Genomic DNA, 22,487 nt, shown 5'->3' on the forward strand with positions numbered 1-22,487 from the left:
ATGTTTATTCCTCTTTTCCTGTCAGACTCGTCAATGCCGCAATGCTGTCTTCCAATTGAGCAGGTTCTTCCGTTCCTTGTTTTAAAAATTGAATAAGCTGCGGATAAAACTGAATCGCTTCATCAATTTCTCTTGATGACCCTCTTTTGTAAGCTCCGATATTAATGAGATCTTCAGAGTTTTGATAAGTTGACAGAAGATCGCGGAATTTGTTGGCCGCCTCTATATGCGATGTGTCTGAAATATTAGACATGACCCTGCTGATGCTTTTCAGGATATTCACGGCCGGGAACTGCCCTTTGTTGGCAAGCGCCCGATCGAGAACGATATGCCCGTCTAATATTCCGCGCACCGTATCGGCAATCGGTTCGTTCATATCATCTCCGTCAACGAGAACCGTATAAAAAGCGGTTATCGTTCCTTGTTCATTCGCGCCCGTTCTTTCCAACAAACGGGGCAAAATAGCGAACACAGAAGGTGTATATCCTTTTGTTGTCGGCGGTTCCCCCGCTGCCAGGCCGATTTCCCGCTGAGCCATCGCGACCCTCGTGACGGAGTCCATCATGAACATCACATTCCGGCCTTTATCGCGGAAGTACTCTGCAATGGCGGTGGCCGTATATGCCGCTTTCAAACGCATTAAGGCAGGCTGATCAGAGGTCGCGACTACGACGATCGAGCGTTTCAGGCCTTCTTCACCTAAATCCTTCTCGATGAATTCACGCACCTCGCGCCCCCGTTCACCGACGAGTGCGATAATGTTTAAATCAGCTTCAGTCTGCTTCGCGATCATTCCCATCAGGGTGCTTTTTCCGACTCCGCTTCCGGCAAAAATCCCGATTCTCTGCCCTTTTCCTACCGTCAGCAGACTGTCAATCGATCTGACGCCGACACCCATCTTTTCCCGTATCGGCGGGCGTTTCATCGGGTTTGGCGGCGGCTGTTCCGTCGAAACGGGGGACAAACCTTTCGGAAGCGCCCGGCCGTCAAGAGGTTCGCCGAACGCGTCGACAACTTGTCCGATTAAACCCGCGCCTACTTTGATGCGGAGCGACTCCCCAGTGGCCTCCACAATGCTGCCCGGCGCGATGCTGGCCGCTTCCAGATAAGGCATTAACAGAATGTTTTCATCCTGGAAGCCTACAACCTCAGCTTTAATCGCTTTTTTCGCATGGCCTTTCGGATAAATGAGACAAACATCTCCGATTGAGCTTTCGGGCCCTTTTGATTCAATCATCAGCCCGATGACCCGTTTAACCTTGCCGTAGCGTTTGTACGGATCCGCTGTTTCAATTGAGTCTATTAAATGCTGTGTCTTCATTGCTCCGCTCCCGCCTCAAGCGCCGTTAAAAGTTTTTGCTTTAATTGCATCAGCTGGGTGTCTATGCCTGCATCAACACGTCCGAACGGAGTTTCTATCGAGCACGTTCCCTTCTCGGCTTTTTCATCTGCATATAAGCTTAATCTGCATTCTTTGTATAACAGCTGCTGAATTTCGTCCATATGCTGATGAACCGTCTCATAATATTCAGGGTCCACATAGATGGAGATGTCATCATAATCTTTTACTTCGGCTACTACCTGTTTGACCAGCAGAAGGAAAGCCTCTTTATCATCACTTTTTTGCCGCCATACTTTTTTAGCGAGCGCAACGGAAAGCTCAATGATTTCTTCCTCAGCGCTTTCCAGTTTTTCCTCGACTGACTGTCTCGCCATTTCCATAACGGCATTGGCCCGGCTGATGAGATTGGCGTATTCAGCTTGAGCCTCGGCTTTTCCCAATGCCATACCTTCTTCATATCCTTCTGCCTTTGCTTCTTCTATCAATCTTTGTTTTTCTTCCGCCCAGCGGTGTTTCTCTTCTTCAATCTGCCGAAGAGTGTGCTCAAATTGATTTTTCGCTTCTTCAGACACCCTGTCGGCTTCTGCTTTGGCAAAAGCCATGAGAGCCTCTGGATTTTCGGGTTCCTCCCGGTCTGGCTGGGAATGTGTTTTCCTGACTTCCTGCAAGGAAAGCTTGCGCCGTTTTTGTTCAGGAGAAAATGATGATTGCTGTTTAATGATATTAGACAATAATATCGTCTCCTCCGCCTCGCGCGATTACAATTTCTCCGGCTTCTTCCAGCTTGCGGACGACGCCCACGATTCTTGATTGCGCCTCTTCCACATCACGCAAACGCACAGGCCCCATAATTTCCATTTCCTCTTTAAACGTTTCAACCATGCGCTGTGACATATTGCTGAAGACGATTTCTTTGACTTCCTCGCTCGCAACCTTCAATGAAAGCAGGAGGTCGTCGTTTTCAACGTCTCTGATCACGCGCTGAATCGCACGGTTATCAAGGGTGACAATATCTTCAAAGACAAACATCCGTTTTTTGATTTCATCCGCCAACTCAGGATCTTGGATTTCTAATGAATCAAGAATCGTTTTTTCCGTTCCTCTGTCTACGCCGTTTAACACTTCAACAACGGCTTCTATGCCGCCGGTCTGCGTATAGTCCTGCGTAAAGGAGGAGGACAGCTTTTGTTCAAGGACCCGCTCCACTTCATTTATGATTTCAGGAGACGTTCTGTCCATAACCGCAATCCTTCTTGCCACCTCAGCCTGAACATCCGGGTTCAGCTCAGACAAAATCTGTCCGGCCTGCACCGGGTCAAGGTAGGATAAAATCAGCGCCATCGTTTGCGGATGTTCCTGCTGAATGAAATTTAAAATCTGTTCGGGCTCCGCTTTTCTCGCGAAATCAAACGGCTTTACCTGCAAAGAAGAGGTGAGCCTGTTTAAAATGCTTACCGCTTTGTCTTCTCCGAGCGCTTTTTCAAGCACTTGGCGGGCGTAATTTAAACCGCCTTGTGAAATATAGTCCTGAGCGATTGCGATATTATGAAATTCTTCAATGATTTCATCTTTTCTTTGATGATCGACGCTTCTGACTCCCGAAATCTCGAGTGTCAATCTTTCAATTTCTTCTTCAGACAAATGCTTGTACACAGAAGCTGATACATCAAGGCCTAAGGAAATCATGAGGATGGCTGCTTTTTGTTTTCCTGTAAGCTTGTTCTGATCACGTTTCGCCATTTTCCATTCCCCCTAATCCTCGTCCAGCCAGCTTCGAAGCAATTTAGCAAAGTCTTCCGGTTTTTCTTTAGCCATTTTTTCAAGCTGTTTTCGTCTGACTGTTTCTTCCGTTTCAATTTTCTCTTCGTTGATATCAGGCAATCGAACCGGCTCCGGCGGTGTTTCATATTCATATTCTTCGTATTCATCCTCTTGTGAGCGTTTCTTTCTGATGAGGAGAATAATAAGCAGAATAATAGCCGCAAGCAGTACGCCTCCTGTAATGTATACCCAGATCGGAAGACCTGAAGATTGTGCCGAATCTGTGTTCAGGCTTGTTTTTCCGTCAAACGGCTGAACGGATACAACGATTTTATTGTTGATATCATTGTCTGTCAGGTTTTGATTTTGCGTTTCGTTTTTATCAAGAGACGTTCTGACGACCGTTCCTAAAATCTTCTGTATATCAGCCTGTCTCTGTGCTGATAAGGAAGCGGCATTTTTCGGATTAGGCGGCTCCACCATGACCTGAATGCCTAAATCACGCACTTTATACGGGCTTTCAGCGATTTCTTTATGAATGCGGTTGACTTCATAGTTGATTTTATTGCTGCTTTTTTCGTAATCCCCGCTGTTTGAACCGCCGTTTGTCTCGGCATAGTTCGCGGTGTCATTGCTTCCCGTTCCGGCCGTGCCGCCGTTGGCCGCGCCGTCGCCTTTATACGTTTCCGCAACTTTTTCGGCGCTTACCGCTATGCCTTCCATGTTATCTTTATCGACAGGTTCGACAGTGTCTTCAGTGCGTTTTTCCTTCGTGAAGTCAATATCCGCCGTCACGGAAACAACGACCTTATCCTGCCCCATCATTGTGGCGAGCAGTGACTGAACATGTTTTTGAATGTCCTTTTCGACCTGCGACTTAATACCTTGCTGAGAAGCATAACTGTCAGAAACGGACCCTGCACCGCTGTCACTTTTGTCATAATATGTAGAATTTTGATCCATTATGACGATATTATCTTCTTTTAAGTTCGGAACACTTTTAGAAACGAGATGGTACAGCCCGTTGATCTGGTTTTGATCAAGCGAGTAGCCCGGTTTCATCTGCAAAACGATTGAAGCGGATGCTGCCGGCTGATCTTCACCGACGAACACGGCTTCTTTCGGCATATTGATCATGACCTTCGAGCTTTTAATACCGTCCATTTCATTTATCAGGTTTGACAATTCGGTCTGAGTCGCCTCAACCTTTAAAACGTCAAACTCATTATCCGTCAGGCCGAAGCCCGCATTTTGTCCGAAAAACGAATAATCAATTGATCCCGTTTTCGGCAGGCCTTCTGCGGCAAGCTGGACTTTAAGCGAATCCACTTGGCTCTCAGGAACCTTAATGACCGTGCCGCCGTCAGCAAGTTCAGAAGACACCTTTTTCGTATCGAGCTCTTCTTTAATCTTCCCCGCTTCTTCCGCGGACAAATCTTTATAAAGAGGCACCATCTTTTCAGACGAAGTAAAAATAATAACGACGATGAGTAAAATAATGAATGCGGCCAAGCCGCTTACCATGAGTATCTTCTGTGTTTTTGATCTGTTGTTCCAAAACGCTGCCGTTTTGGTTTTCATTTGCATTAGAGTACGATTCATGTTAACCCCCGGTCATTCCAGTCATTCTCTTCAATCTGACCACTACATCTGCATTCTCATGATCTCCTGATAGGCTTCCACGGCTTTATTGCGGAATTCGGTAGCGGCCGTCAGAGAAATATTTGCTTTTTGGGCAGCGATCATGACCTCGTCAAGGTTTACATCCTTTCCTGCAGCCAGTTCGTTCGTTATTTGGTCAGATTTCACTTGTGACTCATTTAACGAATCAATAGAGTTTTTTAAAAGCTCCGAAAAGCTTGTTTGGTTTGAAGAATCAGTTTTTTGAGTTTGGTTTAATTGATTCGTTACGTTTTGAGTGTTTTGGGTTTGTTGAAGCTGAAAAGGAGTAATAGCGTTAACCACTTACATCACCTTACTTTCCGATTTCTAAAGCCTTCAAAAGCATGCCTTTGGAGGCGTTTAATGCAGTTACGTTTGCTTCATATGATCTCGTGCTGCTGACAAGATCCACCATTTCCTTTAATGGATCTACATTTGGTTTTTGTACATATCCGTCTTTATTCGCATCAGGATTCTCCGGATCATAAACGAGATTAAAAGCGGACGGGTCTTCCGTAACACCAGATACCTTTACGCCATTTCCCGCGCTTCCTGTTCCGTTCATCTTGGAATGTAAAAGGGACGAAAATGATTCGCCTCCGGATTGGAGAGATACCAGCTTTCTTCTGTAAGGCACCCATTCGCCATTTACCTGCTTCGCTCTCGTTGTATCCATATTGGCCAGGTTGGACGATACGACGTCCATCCGGACACGCTGTGCAGTTAAAGCGGAACCCGAAATATTTAAGCTTTGAAAGCCACTCATTATTTTCCTCCTGTCAAGACGGTTTTCAGAGAATTGAATTTGCCGCTCATTCTTTCAACCAAAGCCTGATAATTAATTTGGTTTTCGGCTAAATCTGTCATTTCTTTGTCGATATCGACATTGTTTCCGTTTTGCTGGTACGATGTATCACTGCTGGACACGATAGAATAATCGTCCCCTGAACCCGTAAAGTCAACGTGCCGATAGTCGGTTTTTACAGCCTCAAGATTGGATGTTTCCTGATCTAACAAATTTCGGAAAGAGACTTTTTTTGCCTTATAGTTCGGTGTATCTATATTGGCGATATTATTAGTTAAGACTTTTTGCTTAATGTCCGCTCTCCCCAAGGCATTCTCAAGATTTTTTATAGTTCCAGAAAATAAGTCCAAATCCACTTACCTCCATTTCAGATATTTTTCTCCTAAAAATCCTTGTCGAGAATTGTAAAACCATATGCTTATTGTAAGAAATAACAGGCTTAAAGTCTATGAAGTTAGGCTAAAAAAAAGTGCTCAATTATATCTATTTTGCATGTGGGTATTAAGTCCTAGAATATTTGTACTACAAGGATTTGTTTAATATAAGACTGAAAATAGCAGAATTTCTGTATCTTCCTCCTTTTTTCACACAGCAAGATGGATTATCTCAGATCAGATTCCAATAAGCAACTTTAAACTGCAACTTTTCACCTATTGTCCATAAAAAAAGCAGGACCCCCATTTTCAGGGATCCTGCTTTTTTCTTAATGAGATTTAAGGTTTTCCAATTCAATAAGGAATTTGTTGTTCAGAACTTTAATGTATGTCCCCTTCATTCCCAGTGATCTGGATTCAATGACGCCTGCGCTTTCCAGTTTTCTCAGCGCGTTAACGATTACTGAACGCGTAATGCCGACACGGTCCGCAATCTTACTTGCCACAAGCAAGCCTTCGTTTCCGTCAAGCTCTTCAAAGATATGCTCAATCGCTTCAAGTTCACTGTAAGACAGAGAACTGATCGCCATTTGAACAACTGCTTTGCTTCGCGCCTCTTCTTCGATTTCTTCCGCTTTTTCTCTTAAAATCTCCATTCCTACAACGGTTGCTCCGTATTCAGCAAGAATGAGATCATCATCTTCAAATTGATCCTGCAGACGGGACAGAATGAGCGTGCCCAGTCTCTCTCCTCCGCCGATGATCGGCACGATCGTTGTTAAGCCCGCTTGGAACAGGTCTCTGTTTTCTACAGGAAACGCCGTGTATTCGCTGTTGATATCAAGGTTTGAAGACGTCTCCGGAACATTGAACAGATTTCTCGTGTACTCTTCCGGGAACTGGCGGTCTTCAAGCATTTTTTTCATGCGGTCATTTTCAATCTGCTGATTAATAGAGTAGCCCAAAAGCTTTCCTCTGCGGCTGACGACGAAAATATTAGAATCAATGACGTCACGAAGCGTTTCAGCCATTTCTTTAAAGTTTACGGGTTTGCCTGCCGCAGCCTGCAGCATGCTGTTAATAATTCGTGTTTTTTGTAGTAAAGCCATGATAAATAATCCTCCTAGAATTCCTCTTATTAAATTTTCACAATATAAATTGACTTAGATCTTTGTTGTTTGCAATCGTTCCGAGCTTTTCTTCAACGTATTGCGGCGTGATGGCTACTTTTTCCATCGTTACGTCCGGCGCTTCAAACGACAGGTCTTCCAAGAGACGTTCCAATATCGTGTGAAGCCTTCTCGCTCCAATGTTGTCCGTATCCTGATTCACATGATAAGCCACTTCGGCGATCTTACGAATAGCTTCGTCAGAAAATTCAAGAGATATACCTTCTGTCTGCAATAAAGCCTGATATTGTTTTAACAGCGCGTTATCGGGTTCGACGAGAATCTTCACAAAATCATCTACCGTCAGTTTGCTCAATTCTACACGAATCGGAAAGCGGCCCTGCAGCTCCGGAATCAGATCAGACGGTTTGGCCATATGGAATGCCCCGGCTGCGATAAACAGCACGTGATCTGTTTTGACGGAGCCGTATTTCGTGACGACGGTAGAGCCTTCGACAATCGGAAGGATATCTCTTTGAACGCCTTCTCTCGATACATCTGCTGAGGAAGAAGCCCCTCCGTTTTTTGCGATTTTATCTATTTCGTCAATAAAGATAATGCCGCCCTCTTCAGCTCTTAACACGGCCTCTTGGCCGACTTCATCCATATCGATTAATTTGCCTGCCTCTTCATTGGTCAGAACCTTCCTTGCTTCTCTGACCGTCATTTTGCGGCGTTTTTTCTTTTTTGGCACCAGATTGCTCAGCGCATCCTGCATATTCATGCCCATCTGCTCCATCCCGGAGCCTTGCAGCATGTCAAACATCGACGGCTGCTGCTCTTCCACCTCTACGGAGACGTAATGGTCTTCGAGCTCTCCCAATGCGAGCTGATGCGCCATGCGTTTTCTTTTTTCTTCAAGGCTTGCTTCTTCCTGCTGGTCGGCTTCATCATCATTTGCTACCTGGCTTCCTCCGAAAAGCATTTCAAACGGATTTTTCACACCCGCTTGTTTTTTCTTTCCCGGAACGAGAAGCCGCACTATACGTTTGTTTGCATTTTCTTCAGCCTGTTCTTTCACTTCGCTGATTTTTTCTTCTTTAATGAGCCGCACGGATGTCTCAACCAGGTCTCTGACCATTGATTCAACATCTCTGCCTACATAGCCGGCTTCTGTAAATTTTGTCGCTTCAATTTTTATAAATGGCGCACCGGTAAGCTTGGCGATCCGTCTGGCGATCTCTGTTTTCCCCACCCCGGTCGGGCCCATCATCAGGATGTTTTTGGGAACGATCTCGTCTCTCAGTTTTTCATCAAGAAGACTTCTGCGATAGCGGTTTCTTAATGCCACGGCGACAGCTTTTTTCGCATCCTGCTGTCCTACAATGTATTGATCCAACCGATCTACGATTTGTCTCGGTGTTAACGGTTTGTTTTCCATGCGCCTCAAGTCCTTTCTATTCAAGTTCTTCCAAAATGATCTGATCGTTTGTGTACACACAAATCTCGCCCGCGATTTTTAAAGCGGCTTTTGCAATATCTTTGGCGGACAGATTCTCTCCGGCATAGGTTTTCAGCGCTCTTCCTGCTGACAGGGCGTAGTTTCCGCCGGAGCCGATTGCCAAAATGCCGTCATCCGGCTCAATCACTTCACCTGTTCCCGATACGAGAAGCAAGGTATCCTGGTTCATGACAATCAGCATGGCTTCCAGCTTGCGCAGCACTTTATCGCTGCGCCATTCTTTCGCAAGCTCAACCGACGCACGTTTTAAATTGCCGTTGTATTCTTCAAGCTTCGCCTCAAACATTTCAAAAAGTGTGAAAGCGTCTGCAACAGATCCCGCAAATCCGGCCAGAACCTTTCCGTTAAACAGCTTTCTCACTTTTCTCGCGGTATGTTTCATGACTACAGCCTGACCGAATGTGACCTGGCCGTCTCCTGACATAGCGCTTTTCCCGTTATGCCGGACGGCAAAAATCGTTGTCGCATGAAAAGATGACATGAGAAGGGCCTCCTTTTAATTTTCTTTAAAAGCTCTCGGGTGGTGGGACATATATGTGTTTCTCAGCATTTCCTTCGATACATGCGTGTATATCTGCGTAGAAGACAGATTGGAATGGCCCAAAAGCTCCTGGACGCTTCTTAAATCAGCCCCTTCATTCAGCAGATGAGTCGCAAACGTGTGCCGAAGCATATGCGGGTGTATATGTAAAGTGCCAGATGCTTTTTTTACAAGCCCGCTTAAAATATACCGGATTCCTCTGGCGGTCAGCGGGCCGCCTCTTTGATTGACAAACAGCACATCATGAGGCTCTTTTGCTTTTTCAAGCAGGCACTGCCTTCCGCTGTTGATATACAGCTCCAGCGCATCACGGGCATATGAGCCGAACGGGATATAGCGCTGCTTCTTGCCTTTCCCGTGAACGAGCACCGTATCCATGAACAGGTCAAGATCGCCGACAGTAAGCGTACAGCACTCACTGACCCTCATTCCGGTCGCATAAAGAAGCTCAAGCAGGGCCTGATCGCGCATCCCTGACGGCTGACTTCTGTCTGAAACAGCGAATAGTTCCTCAAGTTCTTTTTCATAAAGAAACTTCGGAATCCGTTTCTCTTGTTTCGGCAGATGAACAAGCTGAAACGGATTCTCTTCAACAAGCTTTTCCCTCATTAAAAATTTATAGAAGCTTCTCAAAGCTGAAATTTTCTTGCTGATTGTTTTTCTTGACAGGCCTTTTTCATAAGCCTCTGTCAAAAATATTCTCACATCATGATATGCAGCTTCTTTCATTCCATTTATATTTTGAGCATGCAGAAACATCCCAAATTCTTCAATCGAATTAACATAATTCACAATAGTATATTGTGAATAATTTTTTTCAATTTGTAAATATTCAACGAATAACTTTAAAAAAAAGTTAACATTCTCAGTCATTATGAAGACCTCCCTCTCCGAAGGGCTTTTAAATGGTATCATATAATGCATCGAAGTTGCAATGAAAAGCTATATCGTTTTCGAAATAGTTTGAATAGTCTCAATTGCGCGTTTAGCGTATTCTTCATTTCGTTCTTTTTTGTTTTTAATTTTTACAGGCAATTCTTTTAAGAGGCCGAAGTTTGCATTCATCGGCTGGAAGTTCTTCTGATTTGTTGTCGTAATGTAGTGAGCCATGCTTCCGATCGCCGTCTCCTGCGGGAATGTCACAAGATCCTGACCGAGCACAAGTTTGGCGGCATTGATTCCCGCTACAAGACCTGAAGCGGCAGATTCAACATAACCCTCTACGCCGGTCATTTGGCCCGCGAAAAACAGATCGTTACGCTGTTTAAATTGATATGTCGGGTTCAAAAGGCTCGGCGAGTTGATAAATGTGTTTCTGTGCATGACGCCGTATCTGACGATATCAACATTTTCAAGGCCGGGGATCAGTTTAAGCACTTCTTTTTGGTCTCCCCATTTTAAATGTGTCTGAAAACCTACAATATTATAAAGCGTTCCCGCCGCATCATCCTGTCTGAGCTGAACGACTGCATAAGGGCGCTTGCCTGTTTTCGGATCTTCCAGTCCGACCGGTTTCATCGGTCCGAACAGCATCGTTTTCTTGCCTCTTTTCGCCATGACTTCAATCGGCATGCAGCCTTCAAAGAAGATTTCTTTCTCGAATTCTTTTAAAGGTACCGTCTCAGCCGTCGTCAATGCTTCATAGAAACGGTCGAACTCTTCCTCTGTCATCGGGCAGTTTAAGTACGCCGCTTCTCCCTTGTCATAACGGGATTTTAAGTACACTTTCTCCATATCAAGGCTGTCTTTTTCGACAATCGGCGCCGCCGCGTCATAAAAATACAGATACTCTTCTCCCGTGAGCTCTTTCAGCTGCTGTGAAAGCGATTCTGACGTAAGCGGTCCGGTCGCGATAACAGTCGGGCCTTCCGGAATCTCTGTTACTTCCTCAGTAAGAACCGTTACGTTCGGATGGTTTTTCACGAGATCCGTCACGCTTTGCGCAAATTCATGACGGTCAACGGCAAGCGCTCCCCCTGCCGGAACCGAGCATTTATCAGCAGATTGAATGATTGCCGAGTCAAGCGCCCGCATTTCTTCTTTTAATACGCCTACCGCATTGGCGAGTGTATTTGAACGGAGGGAGTTGCTGCATACCAGTTCGGCGAATTTATCAGTATGATGGGCTGCCGTCTGCCTGACGGGCCGCATTTCATATAGTTTCACTTGAATTCCTCGTTTTGCAAGCTGCCATGCCGCTTCACTTCCGGCAAGGCCTGCTCCGATTACATTAACTGTTTGCTGGTTCATTTCTTTTCATCTCCTGTTGTTTGTCCCTTCCACACAAAGAAGGTGAGCAAGGCTCTGCTCACCGCTACTTCTGTGGTTCTTCCTTATAATCGCATTCGACGCATTGGACTTGTATGCCTTTTTTAAGCTTTTTCTCTACGAGCATATTTTCACATTTCGGGCATTTTCGTTCAATCGGTTTGTCCCAAGATACGAAGTCGCATTCAGGATAACGGTCACAGCCGTAAAAGACGCGTTTCTTTTTTGATTTTCGTTCGACAATGTTTCCTTCATGGCACTTAGGACATTTTACGCCGATTTGTTTGACAATCGGTTTTGTATTCCGGCAGTCAGGGAAGTTGGAGCACGCCATAAATTTGCCGTATCGGCCCATTTTATAAACCATCCGGGAGCCGCATAATTCACAATCTTCATCGGCGTATTCAGGTTCGATTTCCACTTCTTTCATTTCGGCTTCCGCTTTTTTCACGCGTTTTTCGAAGTCGGTGTAGAAGCTGTCAATGATTTGAACCCATTCTGTCTGGCCATCTTCAACATGGTCAAGGTCTCTTTCCATTTTAGCCGTGAATTCAACGTTGATGATTTCCGGGAAAAACTCCATGATAAGATCCAGCACGATCTGCCCAAGCTCAGTCGGCACAAACCGTTTATTGTCTAATCCCACGTAACCGCGGCGCTGGATGGTGTCAAGAGTCGGCGCATATGTCGAAGGACGGCCGATCCCCAGTTCTTCAAGTGTTTTAACCAGGCGCGCCTCTGTATAACGCGGAGGCGGCTGAGTAAAGTGCTGCTCAGGCTCAATATCTTTCGATAAAACCGTGTCTCCCTCTTTAAGGTCCGGAAGCATGCGGTCTTTTTCTTCCAGCTGATCGTCTTTACCCTCTACATAGACTTTCATGAAGCCGGCGAATTTGACTTTACTTCCGTTTGCCCGGAATGTCAATCCGTTATTGCTGAGATCGACGCTCATCGTATCTAGGACTGCAGGCGCCATCTGGCTTGCAACAAAGCGCTCCCAAATCAGCTTGTATAATCTGAGCTGGTCTCTTCCAAGCACCGCTTTTAAGTCGGCAGGTTTTCTGAGCACCGAAGTCGGGCGGATCGCTTCGTGGGCATCTTGAGCGTTTTCATTTTTCTTTGCCGGTTTCCGTTTTCCCGCTAAGTACTCTTTTCCGTACGCCTGATCAATAAAAGCTGACGCTTCTTCAACGGCTGTATTGGAAATCCGCGTTGAGTCCGTTCTCATATACGTGATGAGCCCGACTGTCCCTTCTTTGCCGAGATCAATTCCTTCATATAATTGCTGAGCGATCATCATCGTTTTCTTCGCTCTGAAATTCAGCTTTCTTGCAGCCTCCTGCTGCAGAGTGGACGTTGTAAACGGCAGAGCGGGATTTCGTTTGCGCTCTTTTTTCGTAACCTTGTCAACTGTATACTTATTGCCTTTCAGCTGAGCAAGGACGGCTTTTACGTCTTCTTCGCTTTTTAAAGGAAGCTTTTTGCCGCTTTTCCCGAAAAATCCGGCTTCAAACGTCTCTTTTCCCTTTAAAAATGAGCCGGTAATCGTCCAGTACTCTTCAGGTTTAAAGTCGTTGATTTCCTTTTCCCGGTCGATGATCAGCCGGAGCGCAACGGATTGCACACGGCCCGCACTGAGGCCTTTTTTTACTTTTTTCCAAAGAATCGGGCTGATTTTGTATCCGACGAGTCTGTCTAGTATGCGGCGCGCCTGCTGCGCATCGACAAGATCCATATTAATCATGCGCGGATGTTTAAATGATTCTTTAATGGCGTCTTTCGTTATTTCATTAAAGACGACCCGGCAGTCCGAGCTGAGATCCAGATCAAGGCTGTGTGCGAGATGCCATGCAATCGCTTCCCCTTCTCTGTCGGGGTCGGCCGCGAGATAGACTTTTTTTGCTTTCTTTGCCGCTGTTTTTAATTCTTTTAAAACAGGGCCTTTTCCGCGGATCGTAATATATTTCGGTTCAAAGTTCTGTTCGATGTCAACTCCCATTTGACTTTTCGGAAGATCCCGGACATGTCCCATTGAAGCTTTGACTTTATATTTCTTCCCTAAATAACGTTCAATCGTTTTCGCCTTTGCCGGCGATTCCACGATGACTAGATAATCAGACATTTTCATCCCCCTCAAGAGGTGTTCTCTCTCTTTTCAAGTATCAATTCATTTTAGAGCTGCCTTTTTATGGCTTTCAACATTTCATTCTTTATGATGAACGTCATTTTATACATGAAAATAATGTGCAACTTTAAATCCTCACTATTATTAAATATTACAATACCGTTTGTCAAACGATATTTCAAAAGGGTTCCGTATACTGAACGCATCGGGCGGTCAGCTCTCCGTCAATATCCTCTGCGCATAATACAGCTTTCGCCCCTTCTTGAATGAGTTTTATAGGTCCTCCGGAATATGGATTAAATATGGAACCCGGAACGGCAAATACCTCTCTGCCTTGATCGAGAGCCTGGTAAGCTGTGATTAATGAACCGCTTTTTTCTTTTCCCTGCACGACCACAATTCCTTCACTTAGTCCGCTGATTATGCGGTTTCTCATCGGAAAGTGCCATTTTTTCGGCTTTGTTTCAGGAGGATGTTCTGAGAGTAGGAGATGGTGTTCAGCCATGTATTCTGCTAACAGGAGATTTTCCCGGGGATAGATATGATGGAATCCGCCGGCTATCACGCCGATCGTAAGTCCTTTTGCCCTGATGCTCGCCTTATGAGACAATCCGTCTATACCGGATGCAAGCCCGCTTACAATGACCCAGCCTTTTTTTGAGAGTTCGGCGGAAAGATGCCCAGCCGCTTTTATTCCGTCTTCCGTCGGTTTCCGCGTTCCTACAATCCCGATTTTTCTGCCTTTTTCAAGAAGCAGCGTGTTCCCTTTTGCATACAAGACAGCCGGCGGATCATAAATCGCTTTAAGCCATGTTGGATAGCGGCTTGATGAAATCGGAATGACAGTAATGCCTTTGCGGCGGTAATCGGACAGAACTTCATCAAGTTCCGGTTCCTTGCGCTCTATTTCCCGAAAAATTGCTTCCGGGGCTGTTTTCCCTTCTGATAAAACAGTTAATGGATGCGGATCCGGTAAAAAAGACAGAGAGTGGTCAGCTTTCCACCATTTTAATAGAAGAGACGGGGAAATGATTTGATTAATACTGCAGACCATTAAACAGCGCGATGCTTGATCCAAATCTGGCAACCTCCTCTTTTTTCAGCAAAAACAGGAACAGCCGTTACGGCTGCCCCTGCTTCGATCAGTGCGTTTTGCACGTTTCAAATAAGCCTTTTTCTTTTAACACCTTAATCAACGTTTCACCCATTACAGAAGGGGTTTCCGCGACTTCAATTCCGCAGGCGTTCATCGTTTTGACTTTTTCTTCTGCCGTGCCTTTTCCTCCGGAGATGATGGCGCCCGCGTGGCCCATGCGTTTTCCCGGAGGCGCGGTTTTACCGCCGATAAAGCCGACAACAGGCTTCGTCATGTTCGCTTTCACCCACTCAGCCGCTTCTTCTTCAGCTGTGCCGCCGATTTCTCCGATCATGATGACGGCATGTGTTTCAGGATCTTCATTGAACGCTTTTAACACGTCAATAAAGTTCGTGCCGTTGACCGGATCGCCGCCGATCCCTACAGCGGTAGATTGGCCTACGCCGGCTTCTGAAAGCTGATGGACGGCCTCGTATGTCAATGTTCCTGAACGGGATACAACGCCTACATGGCCCCTTTTATGAATGTATCCCGGCATAATGCCGATCTTGCATTCTTCAGGTGTAATAACACCCGGGCAGTTCGGCCCTATTAATCTCGTTTTCTTGCCTTCCATAAAGCGCTTCACCTTCACCATGTCCAAAACCGGAATGTGCTCAGTGATACAAATGACAAGATCAATTTCCGCGTCAACCGCTTCCATAATTGCGTCCGCCGCAAACGGAGCCGGCACGTAAATAACTGACGCATCAGCGCCCGTTGTATGAACCGCTTCTGCGACCGTATTGAATACCGGTACGCCTTCCGCTTCCGTTCCGCCTTTTCCAGGTGTTACACCGCCAACGATATTCGTGCCGTATTCCAGCATCTGCTTTGTATGAAATAAAGCGGTAGAACCTGTAATCCCCTGTACAATAACTCTTGTATCTTTATTGATAAAAACACTCATTATCTGGTCCCCTGCCTTTCATTCTTTCCTAAACTAAGGATACGATTTTCTGTGCGCCGTCTGCCATTGATTCCGCAGATGTGATGTTTAAGCCTGATTCATTCAGGATTTTCTTTCCTAAATCTACGTTTGTCCCTTCAAGGCGCACGACCAGCGGCAATGTCAATCCGACTTGTCTCGTCGCTTCAACAACGCCCTCGGCGATGACATCACACTTCATGATGCCTCCGAAAATATTAACGAAAATTCCTTTTACGTTTTGATCGGAAAGAATGATTTTAAAAGCTTCCGTAACTTTTTCTGCGGTTGCGCCGCCCCCGACATCAAGGAAGTTTGCAGGTTCTCCGCCGTAGTGTTTAATGATATCCATTGTAGACATTGCAAGACCCGCGCCGTTTACCATACAGCCGATATTTCCATCAAGGGAAATGTAGCTTAAATCGTATTTTGACGCTTCGATTTCTTTCGGATCTTCTTCATCTAAATCTCTGTATTCCATAATGTCTTTTTGTCTGTATAACGCATTGCTGTCGAAGTTCAGCTTAGCATCCAGCGCCATGACGTTTCCGTCCCCCGTAACGACGAGAGGGTTGATCTCGGCGATGGAGCAGTCCTTCTCAACAAATGCTTTGTATAAACCGAGCATAAATTTAGCGGCTTTGCCGACAAGCTCTTTCGGGATGTTAATTGCGAATGCAATTTCCCTTGCCTGATAGCCCTGAAGGCCGACAGCCGGATCAATTACCGCTTTTTTAATTTTTTCAGGTGTTTTTTCCGCTACTTCTTCAATCTCCGTTCCGCCTTCTTCAGACGCCATTAAAACGATTCTTGAAGTAGCGCGGTCAAGTACAAGCCCGACATAGTATTCCTTTTTAATATCGCAGCCTTCTTCAATAAGTAAGCGTTTTATTACTTGTCCGTCCGGACCCGTTTGATGTGTGACGAGCGTCTTGCCTAACAGTTCTTCGGCATACTCTTTCACTTCATCTTTTGTTTTTGCAATCTTTACCCCACCAGCTTTGCCGCGGCCGCCAGCATGGATTTGCGCCTTTACGACATAAACCGAGCTTGACAGGCTCTCTGCTTTTTCAACTGCTTCCTCTGCTGTAAAAGCCACTTTACCTTCAGGAACAGACACCCCGTATTTTCTGAGGACTTCTTTTCCCTGGTACTCATGGATATTCATTTCCCATCCTCCTAACTTATGTAGCAAAACTAAAAATAGACTGCGCTTTCATTCTATATAATACTGGAAGAATTGTCTAGGGTTCAAAACAAAATCTTTATATCCTTCCAAACATTCTAACTTTTATTTTATTGAAAATATAAATTTAAACGGAGTCCGGGAAATGAATGGTCCTTATTTTTCGTTTTTCAGGGTTTCGTCCAGTCTGTAAACAAATGAAAAAATTTCGGCAACGGTTTCATAAAGCGCCTCCGGTATCTGATCGTCAACCGTCAAATGGCGCATTAATTCGACAAGGGTTCTGTCTTCCTGAATGGGGACCCCAGCCTTCTCAGCTTCTTTTATAATATTTTCCGCCACGTGCCCTCTGCCTGTTGCGACAACCTTTGGAACTTGGTCTTTCTGCCGGTCGTAATGCAGGGCGACAGCTCTTCTTAACGGCGTTTGCTCTTTCATATTTTCACATCCACTTTTCTTCCCCCGTCTTTTTCTATAAACTCTTCCACAAGAGCGCTCTGGTCTTTCGGGCGCCGTTTTTTAGACGTGACGCCTGACAGGCTGAAGCCCGTTTCTTTTACGGCTTCTTTTAAAGCCGGTACGAGAGGGTCGATGGCCGCCTGAAGCTCAAAATCAGTCTCAACCGTAATGGTCATTACATTTTGCTGAATCATGCAGTCCACAACGGTTTCTTGCAGTGTTTCAAGATGCAGCAAAAACAGGAGCCTGCAATGTGACGGATCGAGTTTTCCGTCCGGCTTCTTCCGTCCTTTAAAAAGAACTGTGATGTCATTCTCATACGCGGACGCACCCAGCGGAAATGACAGCACCATCTGCGTAAAAGAAGGGTTATGCTGCTCAATAAACAGCTGGCCGTTTAATTTATGAATAAGCGGTTCCGCCTCTTGTTTAACGGATTGGGGCGCTTCTTGAAGCGTCCGGACGGCTTGGAGGGCTGTTTTCAGCGCTTGTTTCTCCGGCTGCGGAGACACGCCTTTTTCAAGCGCTGTAATGAATGATAATTCATCACGCGTGCCCAGTCCTTTTTTGATTTTCTGCAAAAGGCTTAATACATCATGTTTTTCCGCATATTTCAATTCGGTGAGCTGAACGGCTTTTTCGAAAACAGCCGCCTCCTGTTCTGTCAAATGTGCTTTTTGAAGAACAGGTGCTGTTTTAAATGTTTTTTCTTGAGAAATGAAAGCCTTAATGATCTCCGCCGTTACTTTTACGGGACGGTTTTCAGTTTTTTCTGCCGATGTCATTAGTTTCTCTATAATCTGTTTTGCCGTTTTTTCAGGAAGTTCCGGATCTGTCCGTGCACTCGGAGGAGAAGGTTGGCTTGAGACTGCCTTTCCGTTTTCACGAGTCTCTCGGACAAATGGTGACTGTTTTGATTCCGTCCGTTCTCCTTCATCCATCAGCCCGGTTTCTGAGGTCGGCATGCGTGCAGCCTCGGCAAGCTTCTTCAAGAGACGTTCTGCATGAAGATCCGTTTCCGCGTTTAACACGTCAGAAACCGCCTCTTTGAGCACAGACAGCTCTTTTGCCGATTGCGGAGCCTGATTGATTGCCTGAAGCAGTCCTGAGAGGAGGCGCCGGGTCGGAACCGGATATTTAACGGCATGAATGGCTGACAAGACTTCCGGATGTGCGGGCAGTTCCCGTTTCAGCGCAAATACGATTGTTTCCGCCGCTTTTTTCAATTCGGAGGCCGGAAGCGATTCAGCCCAGCGGATGCAGGCTTTGAGGCTGTTTTCCGTCATCGGCAGCTTCTGCTGCATAAACGTTTCGGCAATCTGCAGAGACACAGGGCCTGGTTTGACAGAAAGAGCGTTTAACAGTCTTCCCGCCGCTTCCTGAACGGTTTTCGGGCTTCCTTCGAATTGGTCGATGACATGAAGCCGGCCCGTTTTCTCCGCCGGCTGTTTGTCATAAGAAAACCAGTAATACGCCTGCGGACGAAGGGCGGTTTCAAGTTTTCCCTGCATCGTCCGGCCGCCGATTTGGATAAGAGCGCTTTGATCGTCCAGCAAACGGAGAACCTTCCCTAACAGCAGCCTTTGAGCGCTGCTGTCTTTACCGCCGTCTTGCCGGTCCGGAGGGATTTCCGCCGTCAGCTGTCTGAAAGCCGCTTGGATTTCGCCGCTTATGTTCATGTCTTAAGCCTCTTTTCTAACAATAAGATTGAACGGGAGCGAACGTTTTTCGGTGAATAGTTGTCGGTCCGTATGCCTGAAGAGCTTCAAGATGTTCTTTCGTTCCGTAGCCTTTATTTTTTTCAAAGCCGTACATGGGGTAGGTTTTGGCGTACTCAGCCATGAGACGGTCCCGCGTTACTTTTGCTATGCAGGCTCCGGCGGCAATTGACACGCTTTTGGCATCCCCTTTTATAACTGATGACTGCTGAATGTCAAGCGGAAGGGTCATGGCATCAACAAGCAGATAATCAGGTGTTTCCGTTAAAGCATTGACGGCTTTTACCATCGCCAGTCTCGCGGCCTCATAAATGTTGATCCGGTCAATGACGTCCGCATGGACAATGCCGACTCCTACAGCCGCCGCTTCTTCCGTGATCCGGCTGTAATATTCCTCGAGCTTCTTTTCCGACAATTTCTTCGAGTCCGTGAGACCGAGAATCTCGCATTCTGCCGGCAAAATGACGGCGCCGGCGACAACCGGTCCGGCTAGCGGCCCTCTTCCGGCTTCGTCAACACCCGCAATCAGGCGGAAGCCCTTTTTGGATGACAGTCTTTCGTATGCCGTCATGTTCAGCCATTGCTCTTTAAGAGCTTTTTCCTTCGCGTGCTTTTTCAGCCATTGCTCTAAAAGCGTCTGTACGCTTTTTCTCGGGTCTTTCTCACATTGGGCAAGGAAGGGGTCGCTTTCGTCCCTGACCTCTTGCAGGCGTTCTTTTACGCTTTTTACGGTTAATGTATTCACGTTCTCTTCTCCCTTACATTATGTATATCGGTGTTCTGCGGAAAAAATAAAGACCCGCATCGCTGCGCGTCTTTATTCTGATGGCGTTTCAAATGAAAGCCTGCCGAATTTTTCCGTCCGGATGTCCCGAATGATGACTTCCGTTGTTTTATCATAGTCAACCATTCCGCCGCCCATCAAACAGCCGCGTTTTTCACCGATCGCGTCGAAAAGAGCGGCGATATCCTCAGGGATTTCCTGAAGTCCGTAGCGCTCCTTCAAGCGGTCGGGATAATGCTCTTCCAGAAAGCGCAGCCCGAAGACGGCCACATCCTGCAGGTTGATAATCGTATCTTTAATCGCCCCGGTGATCGCCAGGCGCAAGCCGACAAGCTCATCTTCAAATTTAGGCCATAAAATTCCCGGTGTATCGAGCAGCTCTAATTCCTTGCCTACCTTTACCCACTGCTGTGAAGTGGTAATGCCAGGCCTGTCTCCCGTCTTGGCAATGTTTTTCTTGGCCAGCCGGTTAATGAGCGTAGATTTGCCGACATTCGGAATGCCGATGATTAATGCGCGGATTGCTCTTGGCCTAATGCCTTTTGCTTTCATTTTATCGAACTTATCTTTCAGCAGCTCTTTCGAGGACGGCACGATTTGATGCAGTCCCTGCCCGTTAACGGAGTTTATTGAAAGAGAGGGAATGCCCTGTTCCTGAAAGTGGTCCTTCCACTGGGCAGTCACAGCCGCATCCGCCTTATCGGCTTTATTTAAAAGCATAATGCGCGGCTTATTTTTTAAAATCTCCTCAATCATCGGATTTCTCGATGACATCGGGATTCTCGCATCCACCAATTCGTATACGATATCAATTAATTTCAGTTTTTCTGTTACTTCCCGTCTCGCTTTAGCCATATGGCCCGGGAACCATTGAATGGTCATGTGACTTCGACACCTGCCTTATTTACCGGAACCGGATGTTCCGATGATCTCTTATGTATTTTACGTTGCTTGTTCCGCTTTTACAAATTTCATATAAAAAAAGAGCCTGTTACGGGTAACAAGCTCTTTTCGTTCGTTATCATTATCGTCTGATTTCTTTAATACGAGCCGCTTTTCCGCGAAGTTCACGCAGGTAGTAAAGCTTAGCGCGACGTACTTTACCGTAACGTACAACTTCGATTTTCGCGATTTTTGGTGTGTGTACAGGGAATGTACGTTCAACGCCAACACCGTAAGAAATCTTACGAACTGTAAACGTTTCGCTGATTCCACCACCACGACGCTTGATCACAACACCTTCGAAGATCTGGATACGCTCACGGTTACCCTCAACAACTTTTACGTGTACACGTAAAGTGTCACCAGGACGGAACGCAGGAAGATCAGTGCGAAGCTGTTCTTTTGTGATATCTTGAATTAGTTTTTGCATCGTTTTCAACTCCTTCCAACAGATGCTCTTGGCCACAACTGCAAGGCACAGCGGAACATCGTTTTCAAGCTTCTGAAGGATAAGCCTCCTTAAGCCACAAGTAGTATCTTATCATATCTTCATCACCTGCGCAATAGAATCTATTCGTTTTCCCACTCGGAAATCCATTTTCTTTGCTCATCAGTGAGAGGATAGTTTTCAAGAAGATCCGGACGTCTTAAAAAGGTTCTTCTGATTGATTCTTTATTGCGCCATTCTTGTATTTTGGCATGGTTGCCGGACAGAAGGGTCTCGGGCACTTTTAAGCCTTTATAATCTGCGGGCCTCGTATAGTGCGGGTGCTCTAAAAGCCCCGTGCTGAAGGAATCCTCCACGTGGGATGCTTCTTTTCCGAGGACGCCCGGCAAAAGCCTGACAACGCTGTCGGCAATCATCATGGCAGGGAGCTCTCCCCCGGTCAGCACAAAATCCCCGATGGAGATTTCATCAGTGACAAGATGTTCCCGGATCCGTTCATCATACCCTTCATAATGTCCGCAAATAAACATGAGATGTTCCTCTTCCGCCAGCTCCTCGGCTTTCTTCTGCGTATAACGCTCACCTTGCGGGCAGACGAGAATAATGCGCGGCTTGGCGTCCGTACCGGCTGTCAGCTTTTCAACCGCATCAAATACGGGCTGCGGCTTTAACACCATCCCGGCTCCCCCGCCGTACGGGTAATCATCAACCGTTTGGTGTTTATTATCCGAAAAAGCCCGGAAATTGATGACGTCAAAACGGACAGCCTCTTTTTCCTGTGCTTTTTGCAGAATGGATGAGCCGAGCACCCCTTGAAACATTTCGGGAAACAGTGTTAAAAAGTCGATTTTCATTCGTCTATTAACCCTTCCATTACATGAATCTTAATTTTCTTCTCATTTATATTAATATCCTTTACCACAGAAGCAATATACGGAATGAGCGCATCTTTTTTGCCTTTTCTTGCAACCACCCATACGTCATTAGCCCCGGGCGTCAAGATTTCCTTCACTGTGCCGATCAGTTCCCCGTCTTCTGACACAACCTCGCAGCCGATGATTTCATGAAAATAAAATTCATCTTCTTCAAGCTCTCCCAAGTCTTCTTCAGGGACTTTGATCACCATGTTTCTTAAGTGTTCGACTTCATTGAGACTCGGCATTTCTTTGAATTGCAGCAGGTGAAACTGTTTGTGGAGCCTGTGGGCGCTGACCGTTACTTTGATTGGCTCCGCAGCCCCTTCCGCAAACAAATAGAGCGTATTGCCGGGCTTGTACCGTTCTTCGGCAAAGTCCGTTTTAGAAATGACCCGCACTTCGCCTTTAATGCCGTGGGTATTTACAATTTTGCCTACATTAAACCATCTGTTTGTCATATT

General features: G+C 46.1%; 23 protein-coding genes. All 23 read right to left on the reverse strand.

Annotated features, from left to right (window positions below):
* Positions 1-4: 4 nt before the first annotated feature.
* On the reverse strand, positions 5-1,321 hold the full coding sequence (gene fliI / locus CXL14_RS15070) for a flagellar protein export ATPase FliI (protein ID WP_014417770.1): 1,317 nt from the start codon (positions 1,319-1,321) through the stop codon (positions 5-7).
* Complete coding sequence (gene fliH, locus CXL14_RS15075; protein WP_014417769.1) at positions 1,318-2,073, reverse strand: flagellar assembly protein FliH; 756 nt, start codon at positions 2,071-2,073, stop codon at positions 1,318-1,320. Before fliH ends, fliI begins: the two co-directional genes overlap by 4 nt.
* Positions 2,066-3,082, reverse strand: coding sequence for a flagellar motor switch protein FliG (gene fliG, locus CXL14_RS15080; protein WP_003154256.1), 1,017 nt, complete (start codon positions 3,080-3,082; stop codon positions 2,066-2,068). Before fliG ends, fliH begins: the two co-directional genes overlap by 8 nt.
* A gap of 12 nt (positions 3,083-3,094) precedes the next feature.
* Positions 3,095-4,705 carry a flagellar basal-body MS-ring/collar protein FliF gene (gene fliF, locus CXL14_RS15085; RefSeq protein ID WP_101287867.1) on the reverse strand — a complete coding sequence of 537 codons (1,611 nt, stop codon included), beginning with the start codon at positions 4,703-4,705 and terminating at the stop codon, positions 3,095-3,097.
* A 42-nt stretch (positions 4,706-4,747) separates the two neighbouring features.
* Positions 4,748-5,068 (reverse strand): flagellar hook-basal body complex protein FliE, encoded by a 321-nt coding sequence (fliE, locus tag CXL14_RS15090; RefSeq protein ID WP_007409777.1) that lies wholly within the window; start codon positions 5,066-5,068, stop codon positions 4,748-4,750.
* Positions 5,069-5,078: 10 nt separating this feature from the next.
* Positions 5,079-5,531, reverse strand: coding sequence for a flagellar basal body rod protein FlgC (flgC, locus tag CXL14_RS15095; protein WP_003154259.1), 453 nt, complete (start codon positions 5,529-5,531; stop codon positions 5,079-5,081).
* Positions 5,531-5,920 (reverse strand): flagellar basal body rod protein FlgB, encoded by a 390-nt coding sequence (gene flgB / locus CXL14_RS15100; RefSeq protein WP_089072433.1) that lies wholly within the window; start codon positions 5,918-5,920, stop codon positions 5,531-5,533. The genes flgC and flgB overlap by 1 nt, the downstream gene beginning before the upstream one ends.
* Before the next feature lie 353 nt (positions 5,921-6,273).
* Positions 6,274-7,053 carry a GTP-sensing pleiotropic transcriptional regulator CodY gene (gene codY / locus CXL14_RS15105; RefSeq protein ID WP_003154263.1) on the reverse strand — a complete coding sequence of 260 codons (780 nt, stop codon included), beginning with the start codon at positions 7,051-7,053 and terminating at the stop codon, positions 6,274-6,276.
* Between the two features lie 37 nt (positions 7,054-7,090).
* Positions 7,091-8,494: an ATP-dependent protease ATPase subunit HslU gene (gene hslU, locus CXL14_RS15110; RefSeq protein ID WP_101287868.1), complete on the reverse strand. Its 1,404-nt coding sequence runs from the start codon at positions 8,492-8,494 to the stop codon at positions 7,091-7,093.
* A 16-nt stretch (positions 8,495-8,510) separates the two neighbouring features.
* Positions 8,511-9,056 (reverse strand): ATP-dependent protease subunit HslV, encoded by a 546-nt coding sequence (gene hslV, locus CXL14_RS15115; RefSeq protein WP_014417767.1) that lies wholly within the window; start codon positions 9,054-9,056, stop codon positions 8,511-8,513.
* Between the two features lie 15 nt (positions 9,057-9,071).
* Positions 9,072-9,989: a tyrosine recombinase XerC gene (gene xerC / locus CXL14_RS15120; protein WP_007409774.1), complete on the reverse strand. Its 918-nt coding sequence runs from the start codon at positions 9,987-9,989 to the stop codon at positions 9,072-9,074.
* A 69-nt stretch (positions 9,990-10,058) separates the two neighbouring features.
* Positions 10,059-11,366, reverse strand: coding sequence for an FADH(2)-oxidizing methylenetetrahydrofolate--tRNA-(uracil(54)-C(5))-methyltransferase TrmFO (gene trmFO, locus CXL14_RS15125; RefSeq protein ID WP_012117550.1), 1,308 nt, complete (start codon positions 11,364-11,366; stop codon positions 10,059-10,061).
* Positions 11,367-11,430: 64 nt separating this feature from the next.
* The gene (gene topA / locus CXL14_RS15130) at positions 11,431-13,506 is read right to left on the reverse strand and encodes a type I DNA topoisomerase (RefSeq protein ID WP_014417765.1); all 2,076 of its coding nucleotides are present in this window, start codon (positions 13,504-13,506) and stop codon (positions 11,431-11,433) included.
* 181 nt (positions 13,507-13,687) lie between these two features.
* Positions 13,688-14,587 carry a DNA-processing protein DprA gene (dprA, locus tag CXL14_RS15135; protein WP_014417764.1) on the reverse strand — a complete coding sequence of 300 codons (900 nt, stop codon included), beginning with the start codon at positions 14,585-14,587 and terminating at the stop codon, positions 13,688-13,690.
* Positions 14,588-14,651: 64 nt separating this feature from the next.
* On the reverse strand, positions 14,652-15,554 hold the full coding sequence (gene sucD / locus CXL14_RS15140; RefSeq protein ID WP_014417763.1) for a succinate--CoA ligase subunit alpha: 903 nt from the start codon (positions 15,552-15,554) through the stop codon (positions 14,652-14,654).
* Between the two features lie 28 nt (positions 15,555-15,582).
* The gene (gene sucC / locus CXL14_RS15145; protein WP_003154283.1) at positions 15,583-16,740 is read right to left on the reverse strand and encodes an ADP-forming succinate--CoA ligase subunit beta; all 1,158 of its coding nucleotides are present in this window, start codon (positions 16,738-16,740) and stop codon (positions 15,583-15,585) included.
* Between the two features lie 174 nt (positions 16,741-16,914).
* Complete coding sequence (locus CXL14_RS15150; protein WP_014417762.1) at positions 16,915-17,196, reverse strand: FlhB-like flagellar biosynthesis protein; 282 nt, start codon at positions 17,194-17,196, stop codon at positions 16,915-16,917.
* Entirely contained in the window at positions 17,193-18,896 is a 1,704-nt protein-coding gene (locus tag CXL14_RS15155) for a hypothetical protein (protein WP_014417761.1), read from the reverse strand. The genes CXL14_RS15150 and CXL14_RS15155 overlap by 4 nt, the downstream gene beginning before the upstream one ends.
* Positions 18,897-18,912: 16 nt before the next feature.
* Positions 18,913-19,680, reverse strand: a complete 768-nt coding sequence (locus CXL14_RS15160; RefSeq protein ID WP_014417760.1) for a ribonuclease HII — start codon at positions 19,678-19,680, stop codon at positions 18,913-18,915.
* Positions 19,681-19,752: 72 nt separating this feature from the next.
* Complete coding sequence (gene ylqF, locus CXL14_RS15165; RefSeq protein WP_007611396.1) at positions 19,753-20,601, reverse strand: ribosome biogenesis GTPase YlqF; 849 nt, start codon at positions 20,599-20,601, stop codon at positions 19,753-19,755.
* A 142-nt stretch (positions 20,602-20,743) separates the two neighbouring features.
* Positions 20,744-21,091 (reverse strand): 50S ribosomal protein L19, encoded by a 348-nt coding sequence (gene rplS / locus CXL14_RS15170; protein ID WP_003154288.1) that lies wholly within the window; start codon positions 21,089-21,091, stop codon positions 20,744-20,746.
* Positions 21,092-21,231: 140 nt separating this feature from the next.
* The gene (gene trmD, locus CXL14_RS15175) at positions 21,232-21,963 is read right to left on the reverse strand and encodes a tRNA (guanosine(37)-N1)-methyltransferase TrmD (RefSeq protein ID WP_003154289.1); all 732 of its coding nucleotides are present in this window, start codon (positions 21,961-21,963) and stop codon (positions 21,232-21,234) included.
* Positions 21,960-22,484 carry a ribosome maturation factor RimM gene (rimM, locus tag CXL14_RS15180; RefSeq protein ID WP_003154290.1) on the reverse strand — a complete coding sequence of 175 codons (525 nt, stop codon included), beginning with the start codon at positions 22,482-22,484 and terminating at the stop codon, positions 21,960-21,962. Before rimM ends, trmD begins: the two co-directional genes overlap by 4 nt.
* Between the last annotated feature and the right edge of the window lie 3 nt (positions 22,485-22,487).

It is taken from the genome of Bacillus sp. SJ-10 (assembly GCF_002843505.1).
Classification (GTDB): Bacteria; Bacillota; Bacilli; order Bacillales; family Bacillaceae; genus Bacillus; species Bacillus velezensis.

Coding starts and splice junctions, on each gene's coding strand:
- sucC (WP_003154283.1), bottom strand. CDS start 16,740: ATGAATATCCATGAGTACCAGGGAAAAGAAGTCCTCAGAAAATACGGG.
- fliI (WP_014417770.1), bottom strand. CDS start 1,321: ATGAAGACACAGCATTTAATAGACTCAATTGAAACAGCGGATCCGTAC.
- fliG (WP_003154256.1), bottom strand. CDS start 3,082: ATGGCGAAACGTGATCAGAACAAGCTTACAGGAAAACAAAAAGCAGCC.
- flgC (WP_003154259.1), bottom strand. CDS start 5,531: ATGAGTGGCTTTCAAAGCTTAAATATTTCGGGTTCCGCTTTAACTGCA.
- codY (WP_003154263.1), bottom strand. CDS start 7,053: ATGGCTTTACTACAAAAAACACGAATTATTAACAGCATGCTGCAGGCT.
- trmD (WP_003154289.1), bottom strand. CDS start 21,963: ATGAAAATCGACTTTTTAACACTGTTTCCCGAAATGTTTCAAGGGGTG.
- rimM (WP_003154290.1), bottom strand. CDS start 22,484: ATGACAAACAGATGGTTTAATGTAGGCAAAATTGTAAATACCCACGGC.
- hslV (WP_014417767.1), bottom strand. CDS start 9,056: ATGTCATCTTTTCATGCGACAACGATTTTTGCCGTCCGGCATAACGGG.
- CXL14_RS15150 (WP_014417762.1), bottom strand. CDS start 17,196: ATGAAAGAGCAAACGCCGTTAAGAAGAGCTGTCGCCCTGCATTACGAC.
- CXL14_RS15155 (WP_014417761.1), bottom strand. CDS start 18,896: ATGAACATAAGCGGCGAAATCCAAGCGGCTTTCAGACAGCTGACGGCG.
- rplS (WP_003154288.1), bottom strand. CDS start 21,091: ATGCAAAAACTAATTCAAGATATCACAAAAGAACAGCTTCGCACTGAT.
- ylqF (WP_007611396.1), bottom strand. CDS start 20,601: ATGACCATTCAATGGTTCCCGGGCCATATGGCTAAAGCGAGACGGGAA.
- topA (WP_014417765.1), bottom strand. CDS start 13,506: ATGTCTGATTATCTAGTCATCGTGGAATCGCCGGCAAAGGCGAAAACG.
- trmFO (WP_012117550.1), bottom strand. CDS start 11,366: ATGAACCAGCAAACAGTTAATGTAATCGGAGCAGGCCTTGCCGGAAGT.
- xerC (WP_007409774.1), bottom strand. CDS start 9,989: ATGACTGAGAATGTTAACTTTTTTTTAAAGTTATTCGTTGAATATTTA.
- fliF (WP_101287867.1), bottom strand. CDS start 4,705: ATGAATCGTACTCTAATGCAAATGAAAACCAAAACGGCAGCGTTTTGG.
- hslU (WP_101287868.1), bottom strand. CDS start 8,494: ATGGAAAACAAACCGTTAACACCGAGACAAATCGTAGATCGGTTGGAT.
- sucD (WP_014417763.1), bottom strand. CDS start 15,554: ATGAGTGTTTTTATCAATAAAGATACAAGAGTTATTGTACAGGGGATT.